The organism is Paenibacillus provencensis, assembly GCF_042678545.1.
In the GTDB taxonomy this organism is placed as follows: domain Bacteria; phylum Bacillota; class Bacilli; order Paenibacillales; family Paenibacillaceae; genus Paenibacillus; species Paenibacillus provencensis.
This window is the reverse complement of record NZ_JBHTKX010000001.1, coordinates 1462987-1487636: the sequence shown is the minus strand read 5'-3', so window position 1 is coordinate 1487636 and position 24650 is coordinate 1462987. Positions and strand designations below refer to the sequence as shown.

At 43.5% G+C, this 24650-nt stretch carries 19 protein-coding genes; 16 read left to right on the top strand and 3 right to left on the bottom strand.

Going from position 1 to position 24650, the window contains the following annotated elements:
* The first annotated feature begins 7 nt into the window (after positions 1-7).
* The 3 genes from ACFQ3J_RS07120 to ACFQ3J_RS07110 all read left to right on the top strand — a co-directional run bounded on the left by ACFQ3J_RS07120 (position 8) and on the right by ACFQ3J_RS07110 (position 3324).
* The gene (locus tag ACFQ3J_RS07120; protein ID WP_170862397.1) at positions 8-1246 is read left to right on the top strand and encodes an MFS transporter; all 1239 of its coding nucleotides are present in this window, start codon (positions 8-10) and stop codon (positions 1244-1246) included.
* A gap of 114 nt (positions 1247-1360) precedes the next feature.
* Positions 1361-2668 (top strand): aminotransferase family protein, encoded by a 1308-nt coding sequence (locus ACFQ3J_RS07115; RefSeq protein ID WP_251584036.1) that lies wholly within the window; start codon positions 1361-1363, stop codon positions 2666-2668.
* A gap of 95 nt (positions 2669-2763) precedes the next feature.
* Positions 2764-3324 carry a 5' nucleotidase, NT5C type gene (locus ACFQ3J_RS07110; protein ID WP_251584037.1) on the top strand — a complete coding sequence of 187 codons (561 nt, stop codon included), beginning with the start codon at positions 2764-2766 and terminating at the stop codon, positions 3322-3324.
* A 116-nt stretch (positions 3325-3440) separates the two neighbouring features.
* On the opposite strand, the gene ACFQ3J_RS07105 is transcribed toward ACFQ3J_RS07110, so the two are convergent.
* A complete protein-coding gene (locus ACFQ3J_RS07105; RefSeq protein WP_251584039.1) occupies positions 3441-3569 on the bottom strand; it encodes a DUF4023 family protein in 129 nt (42 codons plus the stop codon).
* Between the two features lie 289 nt (positions 3570-3858).
* Between ACFQ3J_RS07105 and metE the strand changes: the two genes are divergently transcribed.
* From metE to ACFQ3J_RS07060, 9 genes are all read left to right on the top strand, one after another.
* Positions 3859-6150, top strand: coding sequence for a 5-methyltetrahydropteroyltriglutamate--homocysteine S-methyltransferase (metE, locus tag ACFQ3J_RS07100; RefSeq protein WP_251584041.1), 2292 nt, complete (start codon positions 3859-3861; stop codon positions 6148-6150).
* Positions 6151-6388: 238 nt separating this feature from the next.
* Entirely contained in the window at positions 6389-8785 is a 2397-nt protein-coding gene (locus ACFQ3J_RS07095) for a polyprenyl synthetase family protein (protein ID WP_251584042.1), read from the top strand.
* 97 nt (positions 8786-8882) lie between these two features.
* Complete coding sequence (locus ACFQ3J_RS07090) at positions 8883-10355, top strand: protein adenylyltransferase SelO (RefSeq protein WP_251584084.1); 1473 nt, start codon at positions 8883-8885, stop codon at positions 10353-10355.
* Between the two features lie 126 nt (positions 10356-10481).
* A complete protein-coding gene (locus tag ACFQ3J_RS07085) occupies positions 10482-11201 on the top strand; it encodes a hypothetical protein (RefSeq protein WP_251584043.1) in 720 nt (239 codons plus the stop codon).
* Between the two features lie 582 nt (positions 11202-11783).
* Entirely contained in the window at positions 11784-13097 is a 1314-nt protein-coding gene (locus tag ACFQ3J_RS07080; protein ID WP_251584044.1) for an extracellular solute-binding protein, read from the top strand.
* Positions 13098-13154: 57 nt separating this feature from the next.
* Positions 13155-14036, top strand: coding sequence for a carbohydrate ABC transporter permease (locus ACFQ3J_RS07075; RefSeq protein ID WP_251584045.1), 882 nt, complete (start codon positions 13155-13157; stop codon positions 14034-14036).
* A gap of 135 nt (positions 14037-14171) precedes the next feature.
* Positions 14172-14996 carry a carbohydrate ABC transporter permease gene (locus ACFQ3J_RS07070; RefSeq protein ID WP_251584086.1) on the top strand — a complete coding sequence of 275 codons (825 nt, stop codon included), beginning with the start codon at positions 14172-14174 and terminating at the stop codon, positions 14994-14996.
* Positions 14997-15029: 33 nt separating this feature from the next.
* On the top strand, positions 15030-16799 hold the full coding sequence (locus ACFQ3J_RS07065) for a sensor histidine kinase (RefSeq protein ID WP_251584046.1): 1770 nt from the start codon (positions 15030-15032) through the stop codon (positions 16797-16799).
* Positions 16796-18358, top strand: coding sequence for a helix-turn-helix domain-containing protein (locus ACFQ3J_RS07060; RefSeq protein ID WP_251584047.1), 1563 nt, complete (start codon positions 16796-16798; stop codon positions 18356-18358). Before ACFQ3J_RS07065 ends, ACFQ3J_RS07060 begins: the two co-directional genes overlap by 4 nt.
* A gap of 91 nt (positions 18359-18449) precedes the next feature.
* On the opposite strand, the gene ACFQ3J_RS07055 is transcribed toward ACFQ3J_RS07060, so the two are convergent.
* Positions 18450-18878: an EamA family transporter gene (locus tag ACFQ3J_RS07055; RefSeq protein WP_091156489.1), complete on the bottom strand. Its 429-nt coding sequence runs from the start codon at positions 18876-18878 to the stop codon at positions 18450-18452.
* Positions 18879-19247: 369 nt separating this feature from the next.
* On the opposite strand from ACFQ3J_RS07055, the gene ACFQ3J_RS07050 reads away from it, so the two are divergent.
* The 3 genes from ACFQ3J_RS07050 to ACFQ3J_RS07040 all read left to right on the top strand — a co-directional run bounded on the left by ACFQ3J_RS07050 (position 19248) and on the right by ACFQ3J_RS07040 (position 22369).
* Complete coding sequence (locus tag ACFQ3J_RS07050; RefSeq protein ID WP_091156492.1) at positions 19248-19676, top strand: MarR family winged helix-turn-helix transcriptional regulator; 429 nt, start codon at positions 19248-19250, stop codon at positions 19674-19676.
* Between the two features lie 384 nt (positions 19677-20060).
* Positions 20061-21257 (top strand): TraB/GumN family protein, encoded by a 1197-nt coding sequence (locus ACFQ3J_RS07045; RefSeq protein WP_251584049.1) that lies wholly within the window; start codon positions 20061-20063, stop codon positions 21255-21257.
* Between the two features lie 209 nt (positions 21258-21466).
* Positions 21467-22369, top strand: coding sequence for an SDR family oxidoreductase (locus ACFQ3J_RS07040; protein ID WP_091156496.1), 903 nt, complete (start codon positions 21467-21469; stop codon positions 22367-22369).
* 91 nt (positions 22370-22460) lie between these two features.
* On the opposite strand, the gene ACFQ3J_RS07035 is transcribed toward ACFQ3J_RS07040, so the two are convergent.
* Entirely contained in the window at positions 22461-22931 is a 471-nt protein-coding gene (locus ACFQ3J_RS07035) for a hypothetical protein (RefSeq protein WP_251584051.1), read from the bottom strand.
* 172 nt (positions 22932-23103) lie between these two features.
* Between ACFQ3J_RS07035 and ACFQ3J_RS07030 the strand changes: the two genes are divergently transcribed.
* Positions 23104-23829, top strand: coding sequence for a PadR family transcriptional regulator (locus ACFQ3J_RS07030; protein WP_251584053.1), 726 nt, complete (start codon positions 23104-23106; stop codon positions 23827-23829).
* Positions 23830-24650 lie beyond the last annotated feature (821 nt).

The following is a 24650-nucleotide window of genomic DNA, read 5'->3' as shown; positions in this document are numbered from 1 at the left end:
TTTAATAATGGAATCTGCACGTGCTCCACTGCCAATCACGTTCCAGCTTGGAAGATTCTTTGCACATACCGTACTTGTTAATTTTTTGCTGTGGCTGCCCATGTGGATCATTTTTTTGCAGCAGGTCAGGGGAATGAGTCTAGGACTTATCGGGATCATGCAAGGAGTTGGTTTTGTCATAGCAGCCATTGCTGAAGTTCCTGCGGGAGCGGTTGCAGACAGATATGGACGCAAGGTGTCTTTGTTCATTGGATCCGTTGCCTTCGGTATCTTGACGATACTATATGGATTAGTTTCCTGGATTCCCCTGCTATTATTAATTCATATTTTGTGGAGTGTAGCACAGACCTTCTTCAGTGGGACGGATGTAGCAGTTCTGTATGACGGATTAAAGAGTGCCGGCCGTGAGGAGGAATACGCCAAAATTATGGGCCGCTATACGGCTGTTGTGCAAGGAACTCAGGCTGCAGCTGCACTAATTGGAAGCCTGCTGGCAGGCTATACGATGCTTCAGCCCTTCCTATGGAGTGGCCTGGCATGTATAGTGGGTGGATTTCTGTTATTTAAATTTCGTGAGCCTCCTGTAGGACAACCCTCCCAGGAAAATAAAGGAATTTCCGCTGATTTAAAGGAGGCATTCCATTTAAGTCTTCAATTTAAAACGCTGCGTAATTTCATCTTTTTTTCGACGGTTCTTTCCCTACCTACTTTTATGCTAATATTTTTCTTCATTCAGCCCTATGTTCTTACCAGTGATATTCCTATTGGCTGGGTCGGTGCAATTATCCTGCTCCTTCGTGTCGCCAGTATTACAGGGTCCGCCTTATCCCATCGATTGACAAAGAAACTCAAGGAATCTTTAATTTTGCTGCTGCTGCCCTTGATTATGACTTTGTGCTTGGCTGCCGCAGGATTGGCTCCTGTAGTATGGGGAATTGTTATTTTATTTGTGATGGGCTTCTGCTCTTCTGCATTGCGGCCAGCGCTCGCTGCCATGCTGAATCGGATGATCCCATCCAATCGGCGTGCTACGGTATTATCCATGCAATCTTTATTATTTACGTTAATGCTGGCCGGAACGCAGACCCTGCTTAGTACCGTTGTTGATTACTCAGGATTCCCTACATTCTTCCTCATTTTATCGGCTCTGGTCGGTATTACAGGAGCTGTGTTTCTTCTGTTTAATTTGCGGCAGGTGGATGAAGGCGCCAGTCAGTCCGCTACCACGATCTCATCGGACAATTGAGAGGAGAGAGCGTCAAGGAGACAAGCCAGCCTTGCTATTTGCACCAGTATAACTGAGCTCCTCTCCTCGGAGTTCAGTTTTTTTATGCCTTTCATTTCAAGGAGCTGAGATAAAATGTATAAATCAACCCAATTAACATATCCATTCCTGCATCCCTTTACCTATATGCCACCAGTGGATCAGCAGTCCCTTCCGCCATTTATGATGCTGGATAGAGGGGAGGGCTCGTGGGTATATGACGAAGCCGGGAACAAATTCATGTATCTAACAACCGCAGTTCCCTCAATCGGACTAGGAAATTCTCGGATCATTGATCGCATTTGCAAGCAATTTCAGCGTTTGAGCTATGCATCGACCTGCGAACAGAATCACGCTGCTGCTGCAACCCTTGCCGAACGGTTGATCTCGATTGCAGGCAAGCCGATGAGCATGGCATTCTTTACTATGGATGGATCTGGTGCAGTAGAGACAGCAATGAAGCTGGCCCGCCAATACTTCATCACTCAGCAGCAGCCTCAGCGCACGAAATTTGTTAGTATCGAAGGGAATTACCATGGGACAACCTTTGGGTCGGGGTCGGTAACCCATATGGGCATTCAAGCCTCCTTCGGCCCTGATCTAGAAGGCTGCTATTCTATCCCGTCTCCCTATCATCATAATGAGCAAAAAGAAGCAGAACGATCAGCAACCAGTCTGCAGGAGCTTCGAAGTATTATACAGGAGCATGGTGGTGATTCCATCGCTGCATTCGTTGTAGAGCTGGTTCAAGGGGTTAATGGTGCAGTTCCTATGCCCAAGGCATTCATTCAAGAGCTGGCAGCATTGACATCAGAACATGGTATTTTGCTCATTGTGGATGAAGTCACGACTGGGCTAGGAAGGACAGGAAGCTGGCTTGCTTCTCATGATTACCTAATAAATCCTGACATCATTCTCTTATCCAAAGGTTTGACTGGAGGCTACTTTCCCATGGGCGCAGCACTCTTCTCCGAACAGTTGAGAGACTCCATGTTTGGCAGAGGAGGAGTATTTCTCCATGGATCAACGCAAAACGGTCACCCGGTCGGCTGTGAGGCCGCATTAGCAGTGCTTGATATGATAGAAGAGGGACAGCTCGTGAGAAACGCTCAATTGCAAGGTATGCAGATTTTGACCCGGCTGCGTTCCGAGCTCGAAGGACACCCCTATATTTTAGACATTAGAGGGAAAGGCCTGATGATTGGCATTGAGTTTGTAGATCCACATACCAAAAGTGGAATTTCAATGGAGTGGGGAGGAAGACTCAGCGCAAATTTGAGACGCGAAGGAATATTAGGAAACTTTTTTAATGGGGCGTTAATTATTTACCCACCTTTGAATATCACCAGTACTGAAGCTGAATTCATTTGGAAAGGAATCGTCAATGCCATCCGTGCAATGTAACCCTTAATCGTTTGTAATTTGACAAACGCTCTTGTCTAATGTATCAATAAATTGAATTAGCAATATTGAGATTTGAGCCAAAAGCAGGAGGATCTATGACGAAGCCAGTTGTAGCAGTAGACATGGACGATACGATATGTCATTTCATCAGAAGAGCAATATTTCATAACAACAACGATTTTCCGACACATCCACTACGTTATGAAGACATGATTGACTGGAACACGGATCACCTGCGCCATCCAGACAGTACCCATGATGTATTCTTTAACCGGCCGCGAATTTATGAAGAGCTGGAGTTATTTGATGATCATGTTGTGGCCGAAATGGAAAAGCTTGATGAAGCATACGATCTGATTATAGTGACAGCAGGGGACCCTTCATCGGCAGCTGAGAAGTGGAATTGGCTGCAGAAGCATATGCCCTTCATTTCATTGCAGCAGCTGTTTGTATGTAAAAGAAAGTCTTTGATTGAGTATGATCTACTCATCGATGACGGTATGCATAATCTATTGCCCGCCATAGAGCGAGGGAAAAAGGTTCTATGTATCCCCCATCCATGGAATCTTAAGGCACTGGAGGAGTATAAAGTACCTGTTATGGAATCATGGGAAGGTGCTAAAGAAAGAATTGATGCTATCTTCAGTATGGATTGATCTTGAATGATTGAAAAAGCCTGACTTGTCAGGCTTTTTTCTATAGGTCTAGTCATGAATCAGTCAGTCGCTAATCAAGAAGATCCTACGACAAAAACAGCGATGAAATGATGTCGTTATTTATTGGTGCTGTGCTGCTTGGATGGGAGCTTATCGCCAGGAGTACCCTTACCGTTGTTTTTGTTATGACGCTGTTTTTCGGCATTTTCGTTTAATTTCTTTACATATTCCTTCGTGCTGTCCATGAATTATTGCCTCCTTGTTAAGTTCCTCATCGATCATTTACCTAGCTTAATATAACCACGTTAGGCCCAATATATTTCGTGTTTCGACATAGTTATATCCATATTTTTGTCGTTACACTACGCTTATTATTCGACAATTTCGATTAACATTACTTGACGAATAATGACTTCTCTCTGATGTTTGCTATAGCCGCAGGCTATAACCAGGTATAGTTTATTACAGTTACACTATAACCTCTTAACCGTGATATCTTTTGTTTAACAATTTGTCAGATAGGAGTGTTAAGAGATGGTTAAGAGCAGCATATTAGGATATCCACGAATTGGAGCTCAGAGAGAATGGAAAAAAGCACTGGAGGCTTACTGGGCGGGCAAGCTTGAAGAAGCAGCGTTTCATGAACAATTACGTGAGATTCGCTTGAGTCATTTGAGAAAACAAAAAGAACAAGGGATTGACCTAATTCCTGTCGGTGACTTCAGCTATTACGATCAAGTGCTGGATACGGCAACGATGTTTGGTATCATGCCTCAGCGCTTTACATACGATGGCGGCACCGTGCCACTATCCGTTTATTATGGAATCGCTCGTGGAACGAAAGAAGCGACAGCGAGTGAAATGACAAAATGGTTCAATACCAATTATCACTATATTGTTCCTGAATTGGACGGAGCAGCTCCAACACTTACAGAAAATAAACCTCTCATCGCATACAAAGAAGCGAAGGAAGCTCTCGGAATTGAAGGGAAGCCGGTAATTATTGGACCCCTTACCTTGCTGAAGCTGTCCAAAGGCTATAAGGAAGAAGAGCTGGATCACTATCTCGATCAGCTGCTCCCCTTGTATAATCAAATTCTCCAGGAGTTGTCAGATGAAGGCGTGGAATGGGTACAGTTGGATGAACCGATTCTTGTGACCAAGCTGTCCTCACTAGATATCCAGCGACTACAGAAGATCTATAGTACATTTGCAGCTGCAGCGCCTAAGCTCCAAATCATGCTGCAAACCTATTTCGAATCCGTTGAGAACTACGAGGATATCATTCAGCTGCCGGTTCACGGTATTGGACTTGATCTGGTGCATGGATATTCAGGTAATGTGAAGTCGCTTGAAAAACATGGATTCCCTCAAGACAAAGTGCTTGGAGCTGGCATTATTGATGGGCGCGGAATTTGGAAAGCCTCTTTGCGTGACAAGCTTGAACAACTCAAAGTAATCAACAAATGGGTATCTGAGGATCGTATCATACTCCAATCTTCTTGCAGCTTGCTTCATGTGCCGGTATCGCTCGCAAGCGAGACAGCGCTTGCGAGCGAATTAAAAGGCGCTTTGGCCTTTGCCGACGAGAAGCTGAATGAGCTGGTCCTTCTGACCAAGGGGATCAATCAAGGAAGCGAGGCCATCCAAGCAGAGCTTACCGATTGTGATCTGGCTCTAAATGCGCTGGAACAGTCACCAGATCGCAAACGTAACGATATTCGTCAGCAGGTCGCAGCCATTAGTTCCGCCAACCCAGAGAGAAGTCAGCCATTCTCGAAGCGTCACTTGCTTCAACAGGATAAATGGAATTTGCCATTACTTCCGACAACTACGATTGGCAGCTTCCCGCAATCGGCTGAAGTACGGAAAGCTCGCAGACTCTGGCGTAAGGGCGAGTGGAGCGATAGCAAGTATGAAGGCTTCATTGAGGAGCAGATCGATACTTGGATCCATCTGCAAGAAGAGATTGGACTGGATGTGCTTGTACACGGAGAATTCGAACGGACAGACATGGTTGAATTTTTCGGTGAGAAGCTTGGCGGATTTGCCTTCACTCAGAACGGCTGGGTACAATCCTATGGCTCCCGCTGCGTGAAGCCGCCCGTCATCTTCGGGGACATCCGATTTGAAGAACCGATGACGGTAAAAGAAACCAAGTATGCCCAATCCAAAACATCGCGCCCTGTTAAGGGGATGCTGACGGGTCCGATTACCATTATGAACTGGTCATTTGTGAGAGATGACATTTCAAGAGAGCAGATTGCTTATCAGCTCGCTTACGCACTAAGACAAGAGGTTGAAGCACTGGAACTGGCTGGCATTGGGATGATTCAAGTGGATGAGCCTGCAGTTCGTGAAGGTCTCCCATTAAAGGAAGAAGAGCAAGCAGAATACTTGGCATGGTCAGTTAAGGCTTTCCGATTGACCACAAGTACGGTGAAGGACTCAACCCAGATTCATACTCATATGTGCTACTGCGAGTTCCATGATATGATTGATTCAATTGAAGACATGGACGCAGATGTGATCTCGATCGAAACATCACGCAGTCATGGTGAGCTTATTCATAGCTTTGAGGATAATACTTACAAGCTGGGAATTGGACTTGGGGTCTACGATATCCACAGCCCGCGTGTTCCAAAAGTCGAAGAAATGTCCTCCATGATTGATCGAGCTTTGCGAGTGCTGGATCCTAAATTATTCTGGATCAATCCCGACTGTGGTTTAAAAACAAGAGGAACTGAAGAAACGGTTCAATCACTTAAACATATGGTTGAAGCGACCAAAGCGGCTCGCGATAAATATGCGATTTCCATTAAATAATGACTTATACTTCATAAATGTTACGCAGGCATGCGAACCTGGCAGACAGCCAGGTTTTTTTGTATTTTCACGAAAAGGATGTTAATTTACAGTAAGTATTATTCCTCAAGTTACTTACTTCATGAGAATAAATAAGACATTTGTAACCCATCGGTCCGTAATACGTATAGGAACAAAGAGAAATGATGATATCCAGAGTTATTTTTATCTAAAAACAGAAACTGAGGTCATACAACAAATGATTAAGCAACATACAAGTCAAGCTGAAGCATGGTACCTGCAATCCGAACAGAAGGCGGCCGAGTACTTTAAACTGTTAGCACAGCAGGTATCGGATAAGAGTTATGTAACTGCGCTGACGGATGATTTCAAAGTATGGAAGAATAAACATATTCATCGACCTTCAATTTGGTCTTTTTTTGCAAATGACAAACAGAAGATGGACGCAAGCAATTATCATAAATACCTTGCTTATTTGAACATAACCGGTAAACTAGATGATTACTTAGATCGTAGTGTGTCGTATTTTCACTTAAGAGATATGGGTAAGTACCTTAATTCACCTCATACCGAGCGCAAGGTGCAGCAGATGGTCACCATGATTAAACGTCATTTGATAGAGCCTAAGCGCAGTAATGAGAAGGCGAAGACACAGCCTGAATTTGTGAGCCTGGCTTCTTTTTATCGTTGGGCTCAGAAGGAAGGGGTAGAACCGGCAGCCATCTGGGTAATGAACAAGCTGGGGAGCGTCTCCTCCCACATCCCTGAGCAGATGAATGCCGAGCAGGCTCAGCGCAAGCTGATTAAGATTATATTTGGCGTTGTCATGCATGTTCTGGATGATATAGGCGATGATACGCAGGCTGCAGAACGTGCAAGGAGAATTGATGAGGCGATAAGACTTGGGTATTCCTATGGTCTGACTTATCCATATATTGACGATCTCCTGGATTCCGAGACGTTAAGCGCACAGGAGAAGGAAAGGTACTCTCAATTCATTCGAACGGCCCTGCTTACTGGAAAAGTCCCTGAACTCTCTATTCAAGAATGGTCCGGTGCGAATGCAGCACTGATGGAATTTATTCATTCTGAGCTTAAGGACGCATTTGAGTATATTAAGAATTATCAAAGCCCTGAGAAGATAAACACTTTTTTTGAACAATCCTATGTGTTCTTTGAAGCTCAGGACATTGACCGTATAAAAAGCCTTGAGCACACAAGCTACACCAATGAAGAGCTGTACCTTCCGGTTATTCTCAAATCTGCCTCCTCCCGGCTCATTGTGCGTTCAGTCATAAGTGCACCTGAGGATGAAGGCTTTGATTATCGAACCTTCTACTATGGAATTTATAATCAGCTTGCGGATGATTTCGCGGATATGTTCGAAGACTTGGAGGATGGAGCAGTTACGCCCTACACGTACTATTTAACCCACCGGGATAAAAGACCGGATTTAGTTAATCCCTTTGAATTATACTGGGCCGTGATCTCGAACCTGATTCATAATGTATACGATTCTGATCCGAAGACTAGAGAAGTGATATTGGATCGTGCCATCAATGGTCTCAAACGCTGCAAGAAACGTGTCGGTCAACTTAAATACAACGAAATCATGCAGATTTTTTCATCCGGACATCCTGAGTTTAACAAGCTCATTCAGTATATGGTGGATAAAGCAGAGGACGTCGACTTCTTCGATAAATTGCTGCGAGATGAGATGCTGAACGTCATGAAGCATGATCAATCCGAGAAAGAAAAGTTTCTAGAGACACTGAAATCAGCTCAGAACGAGATCAATCGTGTGCTTGAAATTACGAAGCCTGAAGGAATCTCTTCGATGAAGGAGCCGCTTATCGATGCTGCCAACTATAGTCTTGAAGGAGGAGGCAAACGTCTGCGCCCGCTACTAGCCTGGGTTATGGGTGTAAATGAATATGGTCTAGAGTATCCATCCATTATCCCGCTCCTTCGATCACTGGAGTATATGCATACGGCTTCCTTGATCTTCGATGATCTTCCATCACAGGATAATGCACCAACCCGCAGAGGCCGGGCTACACTGCATGAGGTGCATAGCAGCGCTACAGCTGAGTTAACCGGTTTGTTCTTGATTCAAAAAGCCACTGAGGAGCAAGCCTCCCTGCATCAATTTGATCCAGCTTCGGTGCTCTCGCTGATACAGTATTCATCCCAAAAAGCAGGAGAGATTTGTATGGGGCAAGCGATGGACCTGAATTCCAAGGGGAAGCCGCTGACCCTTGCTGAGCTCGATATGATTTGTTTCTACAAAACAGGAATTGGATTTGAAGCCTCCCTGGTGATGCCGGCTATACTTGCTAAGGCGGATGAAGCCGAAATGAATCTGCTTAAAAAATATGCATACCATGCGGGTATTGCCTTCCAGATCAAGGATGATCTGCTTGATGCAGAAGGTGATGTGGAGGCTCTAGGAAAGCCGGTCCAACAGGATGTCGAGAACAATAACTCCACCTTTGTCACTGTCCTCGGCAAGGAGGGTGCCAGTAAAATGATGTGGGACCACTATTGTAACGCTATAGAAGCTCTAAATGAAATGCCGCGAAAGACCGATTTTCTGAAGCATTTATTGGACTACATCATTAATCGAAACAATTAATCTGATACGTGCTGCGGATAAGTTTTTTCTTGCGGCAAACAATACAGGAATATGAAATAACTTTCTTTTAAAATACATTAAGAATATAGGAGATATGATGACAAATATTAAATCAGGCAAGGACGAAGGCTGGAATTTCGATCATAGCTACTCTAGATTGCCGAATCTGCTATTTCGACCTACAGAACCTACTAAAGTTAAAGCTCCAAGCATGGTCATATTGAACAAGCCGCTTGCGCAATCACTGGGATTGAATACAGATTTGTTAAACAGTGAAGAAGGAGCAGCTCTACTGGCAGGAAATATCATTCCTGAAGGAGCTTTCCCCATAGCCCAGGCATATGCAGGTCATCAATTTGGACATTTCAATATGCTTGGGGACGGCCGTGCTATTCTGTTGGGTGAACAAATAACGCCTGAAGGGGATCGTGTAGATATTCAACTGAAAGGTGCGGGCCGGACTCCTTACTCCAGAGGTGGCGATGGTCGAGCGGCGCTCGGACCGATGCTTCGTGAATACATTATTAGTGAGGCCATGCATGGGCTTGGCATAGCTACAACCCGCAGTCTGGGAGTCGTCGCCACAGGAGAACCTGTATATCGCGAGGTTGTGCTGCCTGGTGCAATTCTCACCCGTATAGCAGATAGTCATCTGCGTGTGGGCACGTTTCAGTACGTAAGGAACTGGGGCAGTATTGAGGATCTGCGGACGCTGGCTGATTACACTTTACTTAGGCATTATGCTGATATTGAGCAGGATGAGGGGCGATATTTGCAGCTCCTAAAAAAAGTGGTGGAACGACAAGCTGAGCTCATCGCAAAATGGCAGCTGGTTGGTTTTATTCATGGGGTTATGAATACGGACAATATGGCAGTGAGCGGAATTACGATTGATTATGGTCCGTGTGCTTTTATGGATACATATGACCCCGCAACCGTATTCAGCTCCATCGATCGAGAGGGCCGCTATGCATATGGGAATCAGCCGCAGATCGGAGCATGGAATTTGGCGCGTTTTGCAGAAACGCTGCTGCCCCTGCTAGATAAGGATGAATCGACAGCCGTGAAGATGGCCGAAGAGACGTTATCAGCGTACTTCAGCTTATTTCACCAGACGTGGCTGTCGGGACTTCGATCCAAGCTGGGAATGTATAATGAAGAACAGGAAGATGAAACATTAATTGCCGAGCTGTTAGAGATGATGCAGCAGCATAAGGCGGATTATACGAATACCTTCCGTTCATTAACTCTGGATCAACAGGTCGGTCAAATGATGTTTGAGACGACAGAATATAAGGAATGGCATTCCAAATGGCAGAAGCGTCTTGAGCGACAAGATCAGAGCCGCGAAGAATCTCTTGCTTTAATGAAGAGGAGTAATCCTGCTGTCATTCCTCGGAACCATAGAGTAGAAGAAGCGCTGGAGGCAGCCGTGGAGGATGAGGATCTGTCGGTGATGGGGCAATTGCTGGAGGTTCTATCTGACCCTTACGCCTATACCAAGGAACAAGAAGAGTATGCTGTGTTGCCTCCGAAAGATTGTTCTTATCAGACCTTTTGTGGAACTTAGGGACGGAATTATTTCATGAATAGGTTCAAAATGCCGATATAAATAGAATCAATGAGGAGCATGCATTTCACCTAATTGGTAAATGTGTGCTTTTTTATGTCCTGATCGCGAGAGGAAGGGTTAACAATGTTAATAGACAAGATCAGTGAATTTGTTCTATTGGAGAGTATGGTGATGATTCGGGCTCAGGATCATACATTCGGAGGGCGTATTACGTATATTGATGGAGATGTGTTTGAAATTGCACTAAATGAGAACAAGAACATCTCTCTCGGGGAATCCGTGGGCATCACCATTTATGCAGAAGGATTGATTACCTTTGATACCTATCCCATCGGGTTCTATCGTAAACATGTATTATGTATTCTTCCTCCGCCGGTTCAAAGAAGATTCTTTCAGCGTCGTAAAGAAGTGCTGCTGCCGGTACAGCATCTAACATGCACGATTGAAAGAATAAATAAGACAGATGAGGCTGGATCCCTGAATGAAGAAACAGACTCCTTATGCGAGGTGAAAAATTTGAGCATGAGCGAGATCTTGTTTGCTGCCGGATCAGTTCTCGGACTACAAAGAAATGAAAGAATCTCCCTTCATCTTGGGGAAGATCTACAGCTTGAAGCCGTAATCCAGCATATCAAGCATAGCGGAGAACAACCACTTTATTTAGCCGAGCTGCAAGAAGTGACGAAGTCTGCAAAACAGAATCTTAAGTCCTTAATGATTAGTCAATTAGCGATACATAGAAATGAACAGATCAGATCAGAGCAGGATACGATCGAGCAAGATATCAAATCGAATGAGATCAATTCCTACATATTTAATAATTTTAGACCAAATAAGAAATGATGCATGTGAGATCCAATACAGCAGAGATTAGATGACTAACCCTACTCCATCACATTAGTGTTCAAAATATAGGTTGGATCATTCCAACCTATATTTTTGTCCTTATGCTATGCTGGCTACAGTGAACTGTTAACTCTTGAACATCCGCCCAGTCCAACGACAGCTCCGCATAAAGAGGACAGTACTCCGACAAAGAGCAGTACTGCAATTTCAATCATATGTAAACTTTCTTCCATGTGAATTGGCCAAACTTTATTGTACACGAATAGAAGTTCATCATAACATCTATCTGTCGGCTGGATCGGTAATCCATACCATTAAATATGGTCAGGGTTTATTTGATCAGGATTGGTATGCCTCACCGGTGCTGGATGAGCTTATTAGATTTATTAATCCTGAAGAGCTGTTCAATCTTTTATAAGGAAGAAACGATACAGAGAAGTCATCCAAATTTCAAGCCGCGTTCATCGCGGTTTATTTTTATCCGTAATTTTTCTACCTTCTTACCGAGGTTATTCTCCTTATCAGATGTAAGCGCTTCTATTAAAATGAGACTAACATATTTAAGGGGGTTAGCCATACATGAAGAAATGGAGTATTGTCCTAAGCTTGTGTTTGCTTATCTTGGTAGTTGTCGCAGGATGCGGTGGAGGAAGTGGAACGAGCGGAAATAACGAAGACTCAGAAAAGGTGTCCATTACGATATGGCACAACTGGACAGGTCAGGATGCCAAGGCAGTAGCGATGCGCGGTATTATTGATCAATTTCGAGCAGATCATCCCAGCATTGAAGTCATCGATGAGGGTCTTCCATCAGATGGACTTCGTACACGTCTGCGTACAGTAGCTGCCGCCGATGAAATGCCCGATCTATTTGTAATGTGGCCAGATGCTATGACCAAGGAATTTGTTAAGGGCAATCTGCTTCAGCCCATTAACGAAGAGCTAGACAATAATCGGGAGTGGAAGGATAAGTTCATTCCTAATGCTCTTGACGGCTATACCGTGGATGGAAATATTTACTCTGTACCGATGAACCTAGCACCAAGCTCTTTTATTTATTATAACGAGGCATTGTTCAATGAGCACGGGGTCAAGGTGCCAACAACTTGGGCGGAACTGGAGTCAGCGATTCAGACATTTAATGAGAAGGATGTTATTCCGATTGCGCTGGGCAATAAGGCCAACTGGGTTGTCCAGTCTACGCTATTCAGCACACTTGCTGACCGAATTACAGGAACGGAGTGGTTCTTATCAGCCATTGAGCAGGACGGTGCTGAATTTACAGATCCAGAGTTTGTGGAAGCACTACGCGTGCTTAAGAATCTCGGAGACTCAGGTGCTTTTCAGGATGGCTTTAACAGCATAGATGAGACGCAAATGATGCAGCTCTATTTTCAAGGCAAAGCGGGGATGGTGATCAATGGTGGATGGGCACTGGCTAACCTGGTGAATAATGCCCCTGAAGAAGTGCTGAACAATACGCATATCACGATATTGCCTCCGATCGAAGGAGGAAAAGGCGAGGAGAATGTGACCGCTGGTGTCGTCGGCACAGGCCTTGGTGTAAGCAAAAAACTGACGGGCGAGCGAAAAGAAGCAGCCATGAAATTATTCTATGAGTTAGCCGGGCCAGAAGGTCAAAAAGCAACCCTTGAGAGCAGCACACTCGTCAGCTATGACGTTGAACTGGATCGAAGTAAAGCTCATCCGCTTTTTGTAGAGCTGTACGAGCTGATGCAGGATGTAAAAATTACGCCTGTATATGATTCCAAGTTTGGCTCAGCCGCAACCGAAGTGGTAAACAATAGTTTGCAGGAGCTGCTGATGAACGGAAATCCGGAAGAGGTTGCCCGTAAAATTCAGGAAGCACAGGCTGCAGCCATCGGAAAATAGAATAATCCCCTTCCCGAAAGGGGAGGGGTATTCTCATTTAAAGGGAGTGTCAAAGCCATGAATGCATTGCGAAATCGCCGCTTTATTCTTATAGGACTCGCTCCAGCGGTTATTCTATATGCTCTATTTGTGTTCGTACCCGTGATATGGTCAGCGTACTACGGTTTTTTTGACTGGTCTGGGATAGGAGACGCGGTCTATATCGGGGTTCAGAATTACGCAGAAATTTTTAGAGATCCGATCTTTTGGCGGGCGCTAAAAAATAACATTATCTTTGTCCTTGCCTCTGTCTTTGGTCAAATTCCCCTTGCGCTGGTCTTGGCCGTCCTGCTGCATAAGAGCAGCCCTTTGCAAAAGTTTTTACGGTCAGCCGTGTTCTTACCTATGGTCTTGTCGACGGTTGTTATTGGTATGATCTGGCAGTATATCTATCATCCCCAGATCGGTATCTTAAACTTTCTCCTGGATGCGTTAAATCTGGAGGATTGGAAGATGGAATGGCTGTCAGATCCGGCAATTGCGATATATTCGCTCGTTCCACCATTACTATGGAGCTTTGTCGGACTGTATTTAATCATCTTCGTCTCGGCACTTCAGAATATCCCGAGTGAAATTCATGATGCAGCCAAGATTGACGGAGTAACGGGGCTTCGAAAAATATGGAGTATTACCCTGCCCATGATAAAAAACACGGTGCAGGTGGCTGTCATCTTGTGTATATCCGGAAGCTTGAAATCTTTTGATCTCGTCTACATCATGACAAAGGGCGGACCCGCACATACCACAGAATTGCTGGCAACCTACATGTATAACTCCACCTTTACGACCTATCGGTACGGTTTCGGGAGTGCTATTTCCACAACGATCGTACTGATCAGTCTCTTATTGATTGGAACAAGCCAGTGGCTCGCTTCTAGAAAGAGAGAATCATCGGTGTAATCTACATTTTACAGATAAAGAGTATAGGCCAAAATACATTTGCAAATTTAATTCATGCCAATAGAATTGAAGGGAGGCATACAAATGCAGCCGAACATTGCAGGTTCAACACCTGCCATTTCCCAAGGTTCCTCTATGTTTCGTAGAATAGGAAGATCCTTATTCTGGTTCGTGCTTTTTCTTTATGGAATTTTGACGTTGTATCCTTTTGTATGGCTTGTTACCAGTGCATTTAAGACCAATGAAGATTTCTATAACAGACCCTTTGGACTTCCGGAAGTCTGGAGATGGGAGAATTTCTCTGTCGCCTGGGAGAGCTCCAACCTTGGAAATGCCTTCAATAATTCAATGATAGTATCCATGGGCTCCTTGGCACTCACTTTGTTTATATCCGCACTTGCCTCATTTGTTCTCGCTCGCTTTTCTTTTCGGTGGAAAGGCATCATGCTTGCATTTTTTGTTATCGGTATGCTGATTCCAATACACAGCACATTGGTTCCTTTATTCATTCTGATGAAGCAAATGCTTCTATTAAATACGTATTGGGCTCTAATCTTACCTTACACCGCTTTTGCGCTGCCAACGGCCATCTTCATACTCACTGCTTATTTGACCAGTATTCCTCGCGATATTGAAGAAGCAGCCTTTATGGATGGAACAGGGCTATGGGGATTATTTTTTCGCATCATGCTTCCTATGTCACTGCCAGCCTTGTCTACGGTAACAATTCTTAGCTTCTTGCATGCATGGAACGATTTTTCTTTTGCCTTGGTGTTCATTAATAAGACAGAACTCAAGACACTTCCATTAGCCATCGCCAATTTTGCCGACGGTTATCAGACTGATTATGGACTTACGCTTGCTGCCATGACATTGTCTATTATCCCAACGGTTCTCCTCTATCTGTTGTTTCAGGAGCAGATGATGAAAGGAATGACAGCCGGAGCAGTCAAGGGTTAACCAATAACCGCATCATGAAGGAGGGGTAGATCCTTGAGGAGCTGGCTGCGATCCTCATTACAGCGCAAGCTGTCCGTGCTCATTGCTGGTTCGATCATTGTCCCCCTCGTGGTGCTTGGTTTATTTGCCTTTGATACAGCGGCACGCATTTCCGAAGAAAAAGCGACGCTGTCGGGGATTGACTATTTGAAACAGCTCGAAGCCAATTTGAGATTTATGCTGCAGGATGTAGACAATTTGTCTATCTATTTGATTGGTGAGCGGGATATTCAAGATTATCTTGTGCAGAACGAGGATCAAGAAGAAGAGAGGCAAGAGATCATAGGCAGAATGACCAATCTTGCCGCCTCTAAATCTTATATCGCAAGTATTGTGATTAAACCCGAACACTTCTCTGCTGATTTGACTACGGCTAATTGGTATGAAGCGGATACACCCGAGGAACAATTGACCCCAATAAGAGAAAAGCACTGGTCTCCCGTATATCGAATTTTAAATTACGCCGGAGAACAGCATGTGATGACTCTGACGCGGCCCATCCGTAGCATCCATAACTATAAACATCTTGGATGGCTGTCTATCAGTTTAAGCGAGAAGGATATTTCTCATCGACTTGCTGAAAAGGACTTTGCCAGGGGCAGCGGTCGAATTGAACTCATCGATTCAAACGGTGTAATTCTATCTTCTCCTGATAAGACCCAATTAGGAATACGAATAGAAGATCAATATCCAGGACTCTTATCCATGCTGAACCAAGGAAATAACGGTTCTGTTGTTTACGGAGAGAAGCAAGAGAAGAGGACGATCATGTATGTGCGTGAGCCTTCTACGGGATGGACATTGATAGGCTCTATTCCGTATGACCTCTATCGAGAAGAGAACCGCTACATCTTAACCATTACCGCGGTTGCTGTTGCTATGTCGGTTCTTATCAGCGCATGCTTGGCCTGGGCGACCGTACGCAGAATTACTCGACCGTTGCTGCTTCTTACACGTCATTTGTATCGGATTAATCCCCACGAGCCGCTTCCCCATTTCACAGTTACGACCGAAGATGAGATTGGTAAGCTCGGACAGAGCTATAACATGCTCGGAGCACATATTGAGCAGCTCAAACAGGATCTGATTCGTGAAGAAGCACGTAAAAAAGAAGCGGATATGCATGCTCTTCAAGCGCAGATCAATCCTCATTTTCTATACAATACTTTGGCATCCATACACTGGATTTCACTAATGGCCAAAGAGAAGAGAATTGCAGATATGGTGGAGGGGCTTAGCCAATTTCTACGTATCAGCTTGAATCAAGGGAAGGAGTATTGTCCTGTTTCGCAAGAGATAGACCATATCCGCCAATATGTCCGGGTACAGAATATTCGCTATCCTGACAAATTTAAGATCCAGTATATGGTTGATCCGGAGCTAGAGAACAAATGGATGCTCAAGCTGCTCCTTCAGCCATTAATCGAAAATGCGATGATTCATGGTCTTAACAAGAAGGAAGGTCCGGGCTCTATTCTGATTATGGTTCGTCAGGAGCAGAAGCGAATGGGTTTTCTAATCCTAGATGATGGGGCTGGAATGTCCATGAATCGCTTGGCAGATGTCCGCAAAATGATAGAAGCTCCTAAACATAGGGATGAATCGATATCTGATCGTGTGAATGAGGGGAGTTACGGATTAAGAAATGTGAACGAGCGTCTCTTGCTGCATTACGGACCTGATGCTCATCTCGAAATTGACAGCAGGGAAGGCGGAGGAACCCGAATTGCTTTCACCATACCGATTATGGAGGAAACGATATGAAAGTACTCGTCGTTGACGATGAAGAAATTATTAGAGAAGGATTAGCGTGTGTTATATCTTGGTCCGAGCTTGGACTTGAGCTGCTTCAGCCCGCTGCTTCAGGAGAAGAAGCACTTCTGCGACTTGAACAAGAGCGTCCAAGTATCCTACTGACTGACATTCGTATGAATGGAATCTCAGGACTTCAGCTTTGTGAACAAGCTAAAACCATTCTTCCCGATTTAGAAGTGATCATATTATCTGGATACGATGATTTTTCATATGCTCAAACTGCAATTCGTCAAGGAGTATCGGATTATTTGCTCAAAACTAGTCCTCCTGAAGATATCATTCGCACGGTTCTTGAAGCTAAGCGCCGGATTACGGAGCGCTGGGCTGAGAAGGGAAAGGATGTACAACAGGCCCGTGAGGAATTCGAAAGAAAATGCATTAGATGGATCATCCATGGTGATGTGACAGAAGGAATCGAGTCCTTAACAAGTGGTTTGCCAGTGAACAAAATAAAAGATCATTCAAGTTTAGGCTGTAAGGTATTCATCTTGGAAGCCAGCGGATGGAATGGACCCAACTATTCTTCGACACTACTGTTATTTGCACTTCGAAATTTGCTTCAAGATTTATTGCCGAGCTGTATCTATTTGATTCATCAACAAGCCTTGGTCTGCCTTTTCCCTGCTGATTATGGTCCAGAGTTACCCCGGTACGGAACATGGTCAAGACTGCTCGAACGTGTAGAAAGCTTGCTTAAATGCACTATACGACTGGCAGCGGGAAGGTCCGTAGCTGACTTGGAAGATGCACATGAGAGTTACGAAGATGCTGCCTTTGCTCTACGGTATTTCCCTCTCTTGGACGATAAGATAATCGATTACAGCGATATAGTACATCGTAAAGGTGGAAAAAACATTATCAGTCCAGAAGAAGAGAACCGGCTGGGTGTCATTCTATTGGATAATGATCCTGTCGCTCTAAAAGCATGGACCTCACAGTTATATGAGAATTTGATCATGGATCCGGAATGTACCTTTGAAACGACGCTGGCTTGTTTACGTTCCGCTGCCGTTGCCGGACATCGATGGATGGACAGGACATTTCGAATGCTCGGATCGGATGGTGAGATCCATATCGATTCTAGCTTAGATGCAGATAGAGACGGGTTTATTAGGGAAGGAACATTATTCCGTTATCTTCATGCCATCATGTCCGGCTACCATGCTCAAGTCAGTCAAGGCCCGGAATCTCATGTGGATCGAGCAAAAGCGTTCATGGAAACCGTGTCATTGAGAGAGGTGAATCTTCAGCATGTAGCGAATCATCTGCATCTTCATCCTGGTCATCTTAGTGAACTATTTAAGAAGGTAACAGGCAGATCATTTGTGGAATTTGTCACTGATTTAAGAATGAAAAAAGCAGAAGAGCTCTTATCCGTATCTCCCGCCAAGCTAAGCGAAATCGCACTGCTCATTGGCTATGAGGATGTAAAATATTTCAGCAGGCTGTTTAAGAAGCATTATGGTTTAACCCCTAGTGATTATCGTGAGATGCGATCTTCTATTTAATGGAACAGCTTAATATAAAATTCGACGTATCTATATTGAGATTTACAGCCATCATAGTTTGATGGTTTTTTTATTAGAACCTGCCCTTTATTTACTTGATTGCAACAAGGATGGCCCCGAGAGCGATAAGAATGACACCCATACCATTTAACCAGGTTATTTTCTCACCCAAAAAGACAACAGCCAGGATGACTGCGACCACTACGCTTAATTTATCAATAGGACCAACCTGAGACACCTTGCCGTACTTGAGAGCCAGAAAATAAAACAACCATGACAATGCCCCAGCGACTCCACTAAGAACGATAAAGCTCAGTGCTTTTTTCTGTGTCAGTATTTCACCGACCTCAGCAAACTTACCTTGTACAGCAATGACACCGACTAAGAATATTGCCATAATGACAGAACGAATTGCAGTGGCGGAATTAGAGTCGATGTTCTCCAAGCCGATCTTGCCAAAGATGGCTACAAGTGCAGCGGTAATGGCAGACAGTATAGAATATAGAAGCCACACAGGCATTTTTTTAAATCCTCCTTAACAGAGAAGTTCCCTGTACCCTATCTTTTTCTGTATCCAGATTATACATAAATATCCTGGTATAATAAGTATGGTCTAATATTCCATTTTCTACGCAGCTTAGAGGATCATTTGGTGAACCGGCACTTGCATCTAGTTGCACCTCATACAGCTGCTTTCATATGAGTCTTCCCCTTCACGTTCATAATATTGATAACGATTACAATTTGATTACACCTTTGGTTACATAATAAGATATAATTAATGTTTGTAATAAATCAGATCAGTACGTTTTAATTGATATCAAGCCGATTGATTATCTAACAGAGCCAAGCTCTAGATTATGATATACACGAAGTAGGAGTGAGAACGATGGAAGGTTTTTTTCAGCGCTATCTTGGTCTTTATCGGCCTATTATTACGAAACTCAATGAATTGATGAGCACTTATGAGCTCTCCTATTCGTTATGGCAGGTTATCTATTATTTGAAAAACAATGGACCCGACACGCTCATCGCAATTTCAGCGTATTATCAAGTAGAGAAACCCACGATCACAAGAAGAGTCCATCGACTTCAGGAGCTTGACATTGTCCGTCAGATACCCGGTAAAGACAAACGAGAGAAAATAATTGAGCTGACCGAATCAGGTGAAGCTATCTATCTAGAGTGCAGACAGAAAATAACAGCCTTAGAGCACCGTATTATGGATGGAATCACTCCAGCGCAGCAGGAAGCATTATTTGAGGCTGTCCCTCTGCTTCGTCAGAATATCGTAAATACGAGAGAAGATATGGAGTAATTGATGTAGGCAAGCAAGATTGCAAGAAATGCGTCGAGAGATACACCGGAACTTAAGTACTGCTAGAGGGCAGGCTTTGATTAAATTTTAGCATTCAAAATAAAAGGAGCGCAGAGGGAAATCTGTGCTTCTTTTTTTGTTAATCCCAAGCCTATTAAAATCTAAAATCCAGATTATGGTTGACGGATGATCATAGCAGAGTGTATAGTGTGTATATTGATATGCACAGTTAATTCGTTTAACAAGTGTTTTATTCAAGCAGGGTGAAGCAATACATCATTTTGAATGGAAGTTTGAGATTCGTATTCCGTTGTTTTCTTATAGCTGGTTTATCCTGCATCTGCAGGATTTCCAAATATATTATGATTGAGGAGAAAGTAACCTATGAAGAGAAAGAAATCATCCATTATTGCCTTATTATTATCCGCAAGCATGCTGGTACTTCCTGTAGTTCCCGCAGCTGCCGCCGTTCCTGCCACGGATATTGAAGTGAATGGACATGAGATTGATTTTACAAGCAGACTGCCATTGATTGAAAAAGGCGTTACGTACGCACCACAGAAGGATCTCCTTAAAGCACTGAATGCAACACTCGTCCAATCCGATACGACGGGAACGATCACCGTACTTGTGGACAATGAGCAGTTAACGGTGAATGCAAAGACGAAGATCGTAAACGGTACTACATATGTTCCTGTACGAGTGGTGAGTGAGCAGATTGGCTACAAGGTGGAATGGGATCCTGCAACCCGCACCATTATTCTAACTACAGGTGGCAAGGGCTTCTTGTGGGAAGTGAGCAACGGTGACAATACGGTCTATCTTGTTGGATCGATGCACATTGCAGACGACAGCTTCTATCCGTTAGACCCATCATATGAAATTGCGTTCGAAGATTCGGAATATCTAGGAGTAGAGATTGACCTGACGCAAGCACAGGATGAAGCCCTGCAGAAAATGATGCTGGATCTCGGAATGTATCAGGACGGATCGACACTGAAGGATCATATCTCAAGCGAAACGTATGAGCAGCTTGGCGCTATCCTTGCTGAGAATGGGATGCAAAAAGACGCGTTAGATGGTTATAAACCGTGGGTTGTTGAAATGACGATGTCACAGCTTAAATCCATGGAATCCGGGTATCAAGGTGAGATCGGCATTGATCTTCATTTCCTGCAAAAGGCCGTAGAACGCAAGATGCCAATCATCGAGCTTGAGTCCTTTGAATCCCAGCTGGAACTATTAAGCGGATTCTCAAATGAATTGCAAGAAGCCAATTTGAAATCAGTCCTTGATAACTATCATCTGGTAGATGATTCTATCGATCAAATGGCGGAGATGTGGAAGCAAGGCAACGATGAAGCTCTGCTCGAGATCACGAATAGCATGAAGACGAATGAAGAGTACTATAATGGCATGCTGGTGGACCGTAATCTGAAAATGGCAGACCAAATTATTGGATATTTAACCGCAGAAGATGATGCAGATTACTTTATCGTCGTAGGAGCAGCGCATTATGCTGGTGAAGACGGTATCGTGAAGCTGCTGCAGGATCGTGGCTATACTGTAACTCGTAAATAATGCAGACACTACGTGGATCATAATTAATGTGAATTGATTGGGAAACCATCTCTCAGCTGAGTTTGTTCTAAGCGGGATGGTTTTTTCATGTGTGTATCTTTTATATGGGTTCGCCGTGTGCATGGTTTTAAATCGAGAATTTTCGGTTACAAAGAAGAGAGCTGCACCTTTACTAAATCCTAATGTTGTAACTTAAGGAGGTACTAATAATGGCAAATCAAGACCAATATACGATGCAGGATCCAACGAAACAGTATCCAAAGGCTACACCAGAGTGGAAGCAGAAGCAGCCTGAGCCTGGCATTCAATCGAAGATGGAGCCTGTTCCCGATTGCGGAGAGACAAGCTATCGCGGAACGGGGCGTCTAAAAGGACGCAAAGCAGTCGTCACTGGAGCGGATAGTGGAATTGGACGTGCAGCAGCCATTGCTTATGCACGCGAAGGGGCAGATGTTGTACTGTCTTATCTTCCTGAAGAGGAATCTGATGCCAAAGAAGTGGTTAAGCTCATCGAAGAGGCAGGACAGAAGGCCGTCGCCATCCCTGGTGATCTGAAGGATGAAGCCTATTGCGTGAAGCTGATTGAGAGTGCGGTAAAAGAGCTTGGCGGTATTGACATCCTAGCGAATGTCGCAGGGAAGCAGCAATATGTGGAGCAGATCGAGGAGCTCACAACAGAGCAATTCGACGCGACATTTAAGACGAATGTGTATTCCATGTTCTGGCTGTGCAAAGCGGCTGTGAAGCACATGAAGCCTGGAAGCTCCATTATTAACACATCCTCCATTCAAGCATATAAGCCGTCGCCAATACTGCTGGATTACGCAACAACGAAGAGCGCGATTAATACATTCAGCAAAGCTTTGGCTCAGCAGCTTGGAAGCAAGGGGATTCGTGTAAATGTGGTGGCACCCGGACCGGTATGGACCCCTCTTCAGATTGTAGGCGGTCAGCCGACAGAGAAGCTCGCAGAATTTGGTTCAACAACTCCGCTTGGACGCGCGGGTCAGCCTGCAGAAATGGCTTCGTCTTATGTATTCTTGGCGAGTCAGGAATCCAGCTACATTACCGGTGAGACGATTAATGCAAACGGTGGATCACCTACACCATAATAGATATATACAGAAAGAACGGGATCTTTATTGGATCACCGTTCTTTTTTGTGAAATCATAAGATTAACGTTTTATTTAATCCGAATGTAATCAGGAGATACCAGTAGATAAAACGTCATTATTCTTAGCCAAGCTTTTCAGCATATTCATCAAATTCTGCCTTAGACTGTTCAATCCATTCTTGGCGGTCTTCACTTTGGCATTCCCTTGGGTAAGCAGTGTACGGTTAATGGTGTACTTCGATAGTGCGCGCTTATACAACAGGTATCCTTCGAGCTGATTGTAGCTTCCACGAGTTAATTTGGTATGGATTTTTTGCAGCTCAGCATTTTCCGGTTTGATCTGCTTCAGCTGTGATACATATTTCGTATAGTTAGGCACTACGGTATTGTTAAATTTAAGGAACAGAGACTTACGATTGGAAGAGGATATGTACAACATACTCGGCAGTGCTGAAAAAGCTTTTTCCTCGTATTGTGCAATCGCAAGCAATTGATCGAGATAGTTCTCGAAATCCAGTTCATCTGCTGTTAATTCTACTTCTTCTTCCTCGCTAATCACAGGATCATCGGTTTGACTGTAAGGGTAGAGGACTAACGAATGAGTTAAGCTAAGATTGAAATATAGTCGAGTTGTCTCATAACAATATGCGTAAGAAGCCAAATGATGGGTTGACTATAACGATATATCGCTATATTATTACGATATATCGTTAATAAGGAGTGAGTGTCAGATGAAGTTTCAAGACAGACACATGGAGTGGAGACATTTTGCAGGGCACAGAGATATATCTCATTTTGAAGGAACATTTATAAAGCACCGGCATGGAGGATCACGCGGAGATCATCGAGGCGGACGAGGGGAAGGCAGGCATCGATTCTTTGGGAGAGGTGAATTTAAATTTGCTCTGCTGGAGTTATTGATCTCTGAACCTATGCATGGATATCAGTTAATTAAGGCTATGGAAGAAAAGACAGGTGGATTATATGTTCCCAGTGCAGGATCTGTATATCCCAATCTGCAGCTGCTGGAAGACATGAAGCTCATCACAAGTACGGATACGGATGGGAAGAAGCTGTATCATATTACCGAGGAAGGCATAGCTGTATTGGCAGAAAGAAAGATAGGTCAGGATCAACCAGGAGGACATTGGGAGGAGCGTAAACGTCATCTGCGTCCGGATAAAGAAGTGGGAAGGCATCATCTACGTGGATTAATGAAGGAGCAGCCAGATCTTTTGTTTCTAATGGCAGGAGCAGTGAAAGAAATCAAACTTAATCCCGAATCAGCACAATCTCTGCAAATCAAAGAGCTACTGGGTCAATTTGAGTCTCGTCTAAGTGAACTATTAGGAGCCCAACCGAATACACATCGTGAAGATGAAGCTGCAGGCTCTAACATTATAGTCTCGGATTCAGATTTAGCTACAGATAAGGGAATGGATCAATCTCAAGAGTAAACATGAATAATACAAGGGGATTGATATCATTGCACAAAACGAAAGTTAGCGCTTTCATTTTAATATGAAGAAACGATCAAGATATTAGGTGAAGCCGCATAATAAATGCGGTTTTTTTGTTTGTATACAAAATATCTAAAAAATTAATGGTGAAATATAATGTAACTTTCACTTCATTAAAGTGTTTATATAGCTGTAGCCAAATATTATTACAATATAATATATAATGAAGAAAAGGAATTCTTCTAGTCAAAAAATTACTCCGGGAGTGATTTCATGTTTATAATAATAATTTTGTTCATTATTCTGCTCATTGAAATTGTAGCCATTGAAGTTAGAATGAAAAGAAAAATGAAAAACGACAAATTGATGTTGGATCGACTTGATCAAATCATAAATGAGTTGCAACGTTTGAAATGAGTTTGATTAGTTAAACATAAATAATAGATAAGCTGATCTCTAAAATCATATTTATCCATAGAAAATGAAAGGGAAATCGGGGATAGTAATTTAGAATGGTCATATAAATACATAAGGATTATAAAATCTAGGCTTTTTTAAATTAATTTTTCACTATATGTTCACAAAACCCGTATTTTGTACATATGTATGCAAAATAAAATAAATTGTTATTGTTTGATTATATCTTACAACCCGCAAGTTTTTCTAGCGGGTTGTAGAACTTCTACAGATTCTCCTCTTCCTCTTCGTAAATTGAATATGCTGCTTATACGACTCTAAGTGCATTAGAATCTTTGTAAAAAAGGTATTTAAGTTCTTGTCATATTACAAAAACTTTGACAGAGGGAAAAGAATATTGT

Bases quoted from the DNA above. Each gene is read 5' to 3' on its own strand.
- ACFQ3J_RS07120 (WP_170862397.1), top strand. From the start codon at position 8: ATGGAATCTGCACGTGCTCCACTGCCAATCACGTTCCAGCTTGGAAGA.
- ACFQ3J_RS07115 (WP_251584036.1), top strand. From the start codon at position 1,361: ATGTATAAATCAACCCAATTAACATATCCATTCCTGCATCCCTTTACC.
- ACFQ3J_RS07110 (WP_251584037.1), top strand. From the start codon at position 2,764: ATGACGAAGCCAGTTGTAGCAGTAGACATGGACGATACGATATGTCAT.
- ACFQ3J_RS07105 (WP_251584039.1), bottom strand. From the start codon at position 3,569: ATGGACAGCACGAAGGAATATGTAAAGAAATTAAACGAAAATGCCGAA.
- metE (WP_251584041.1), top strand. From the start codon at position 3,859: ATGGTTAAGAGCAGCATATTAGGATATCCACGAATTGGAGCTCAGAGA.
- ACFQ3J_RS07095 (WP_251584042.1), top strand. From the start codon at position 6,389: ATGATTAAGCAACATACAAGTCAAGCTGAAGCATGGTACCTGCAATCC.
- ACFQ3J_RS07090 (WP_251584084.1), top strand. From the start codon at position 8,883: ATGACAAATATTAAATCAGGCAAGGACGAAGGCTGGAATTTCGATCAT.
- ACFQ3J_RS07085 (WP_251584043.1), top strand. From the start codon at position 10,482: ATGTTAATAGACAAGATCAGTGAATTTGTTCTATTGGAGAGTATGGTG.
- ACFQ3J_RS07080 (WP_251584044.1), top strand. From the start codon at position 11,784: ATGAAGAAATGGAGTATTGTCCTAAGCTTGTGTTTGCTTATCTTGGTA.
- ACFQ3J_RS07075 (WP_251584045.1), top strand. From the start codon at position 13,155: ATGAATGCATTGCGAAATCGCCGCTTTATTCTTATAGGACTCGCTCCA.
- ACFQ3J_RS07070 (WP_251584086.1), top strand. From the start codon at position 14,172: ATGTTTCGTAGAATAGGAAGATCCTTATTCTGGTTCGTGCTTTTTCTT.
- ACFQ3J_RS07060 (WP_251584047.1), top strand. From the start codon at position 16,796: ATGAAAGTACTCGTCGTTGACGATGAAGAAATTATTAGAGAAGGATTA.
- ACFQ3J_RS07055 (WP_091156489.1), bottom strand. From the start codon at position 18,878: ATGCCTGTGTGGCTTCTATATTCTATACTGTCTGCCATTACCGCTGCA.
- ACFQ3J_RS07050 (WP_091156492.1), top strand. From the start codon at position 19,248: ATGGAAGGTTTTTTTCAGCGCTATCTTGGTCTTTATCGGCCTATTATT.
- ACFQ3J_RS07045 (WP_251584049.1), top strand. From the start codon at position 20,061: ATGAAGAGAAAGAAATCATCCATTATTGCCTTATTATTATCCGCAAGC.
- ACFQ3J_RS07040 (WP_091156496.1), top strand. From the start codon at position 21,467: ATGGCAAATCAAGACCAATATACGATGCAGGATCCAACGAAACAGTAT.
- ACFQ3J_RS07030 (WP_251584053.1), top strand. From the start codon at position 23,104: ATGAAGTTTCAAGACAGACACATGGAGTGGAGACATTTTGCAGGGCAC.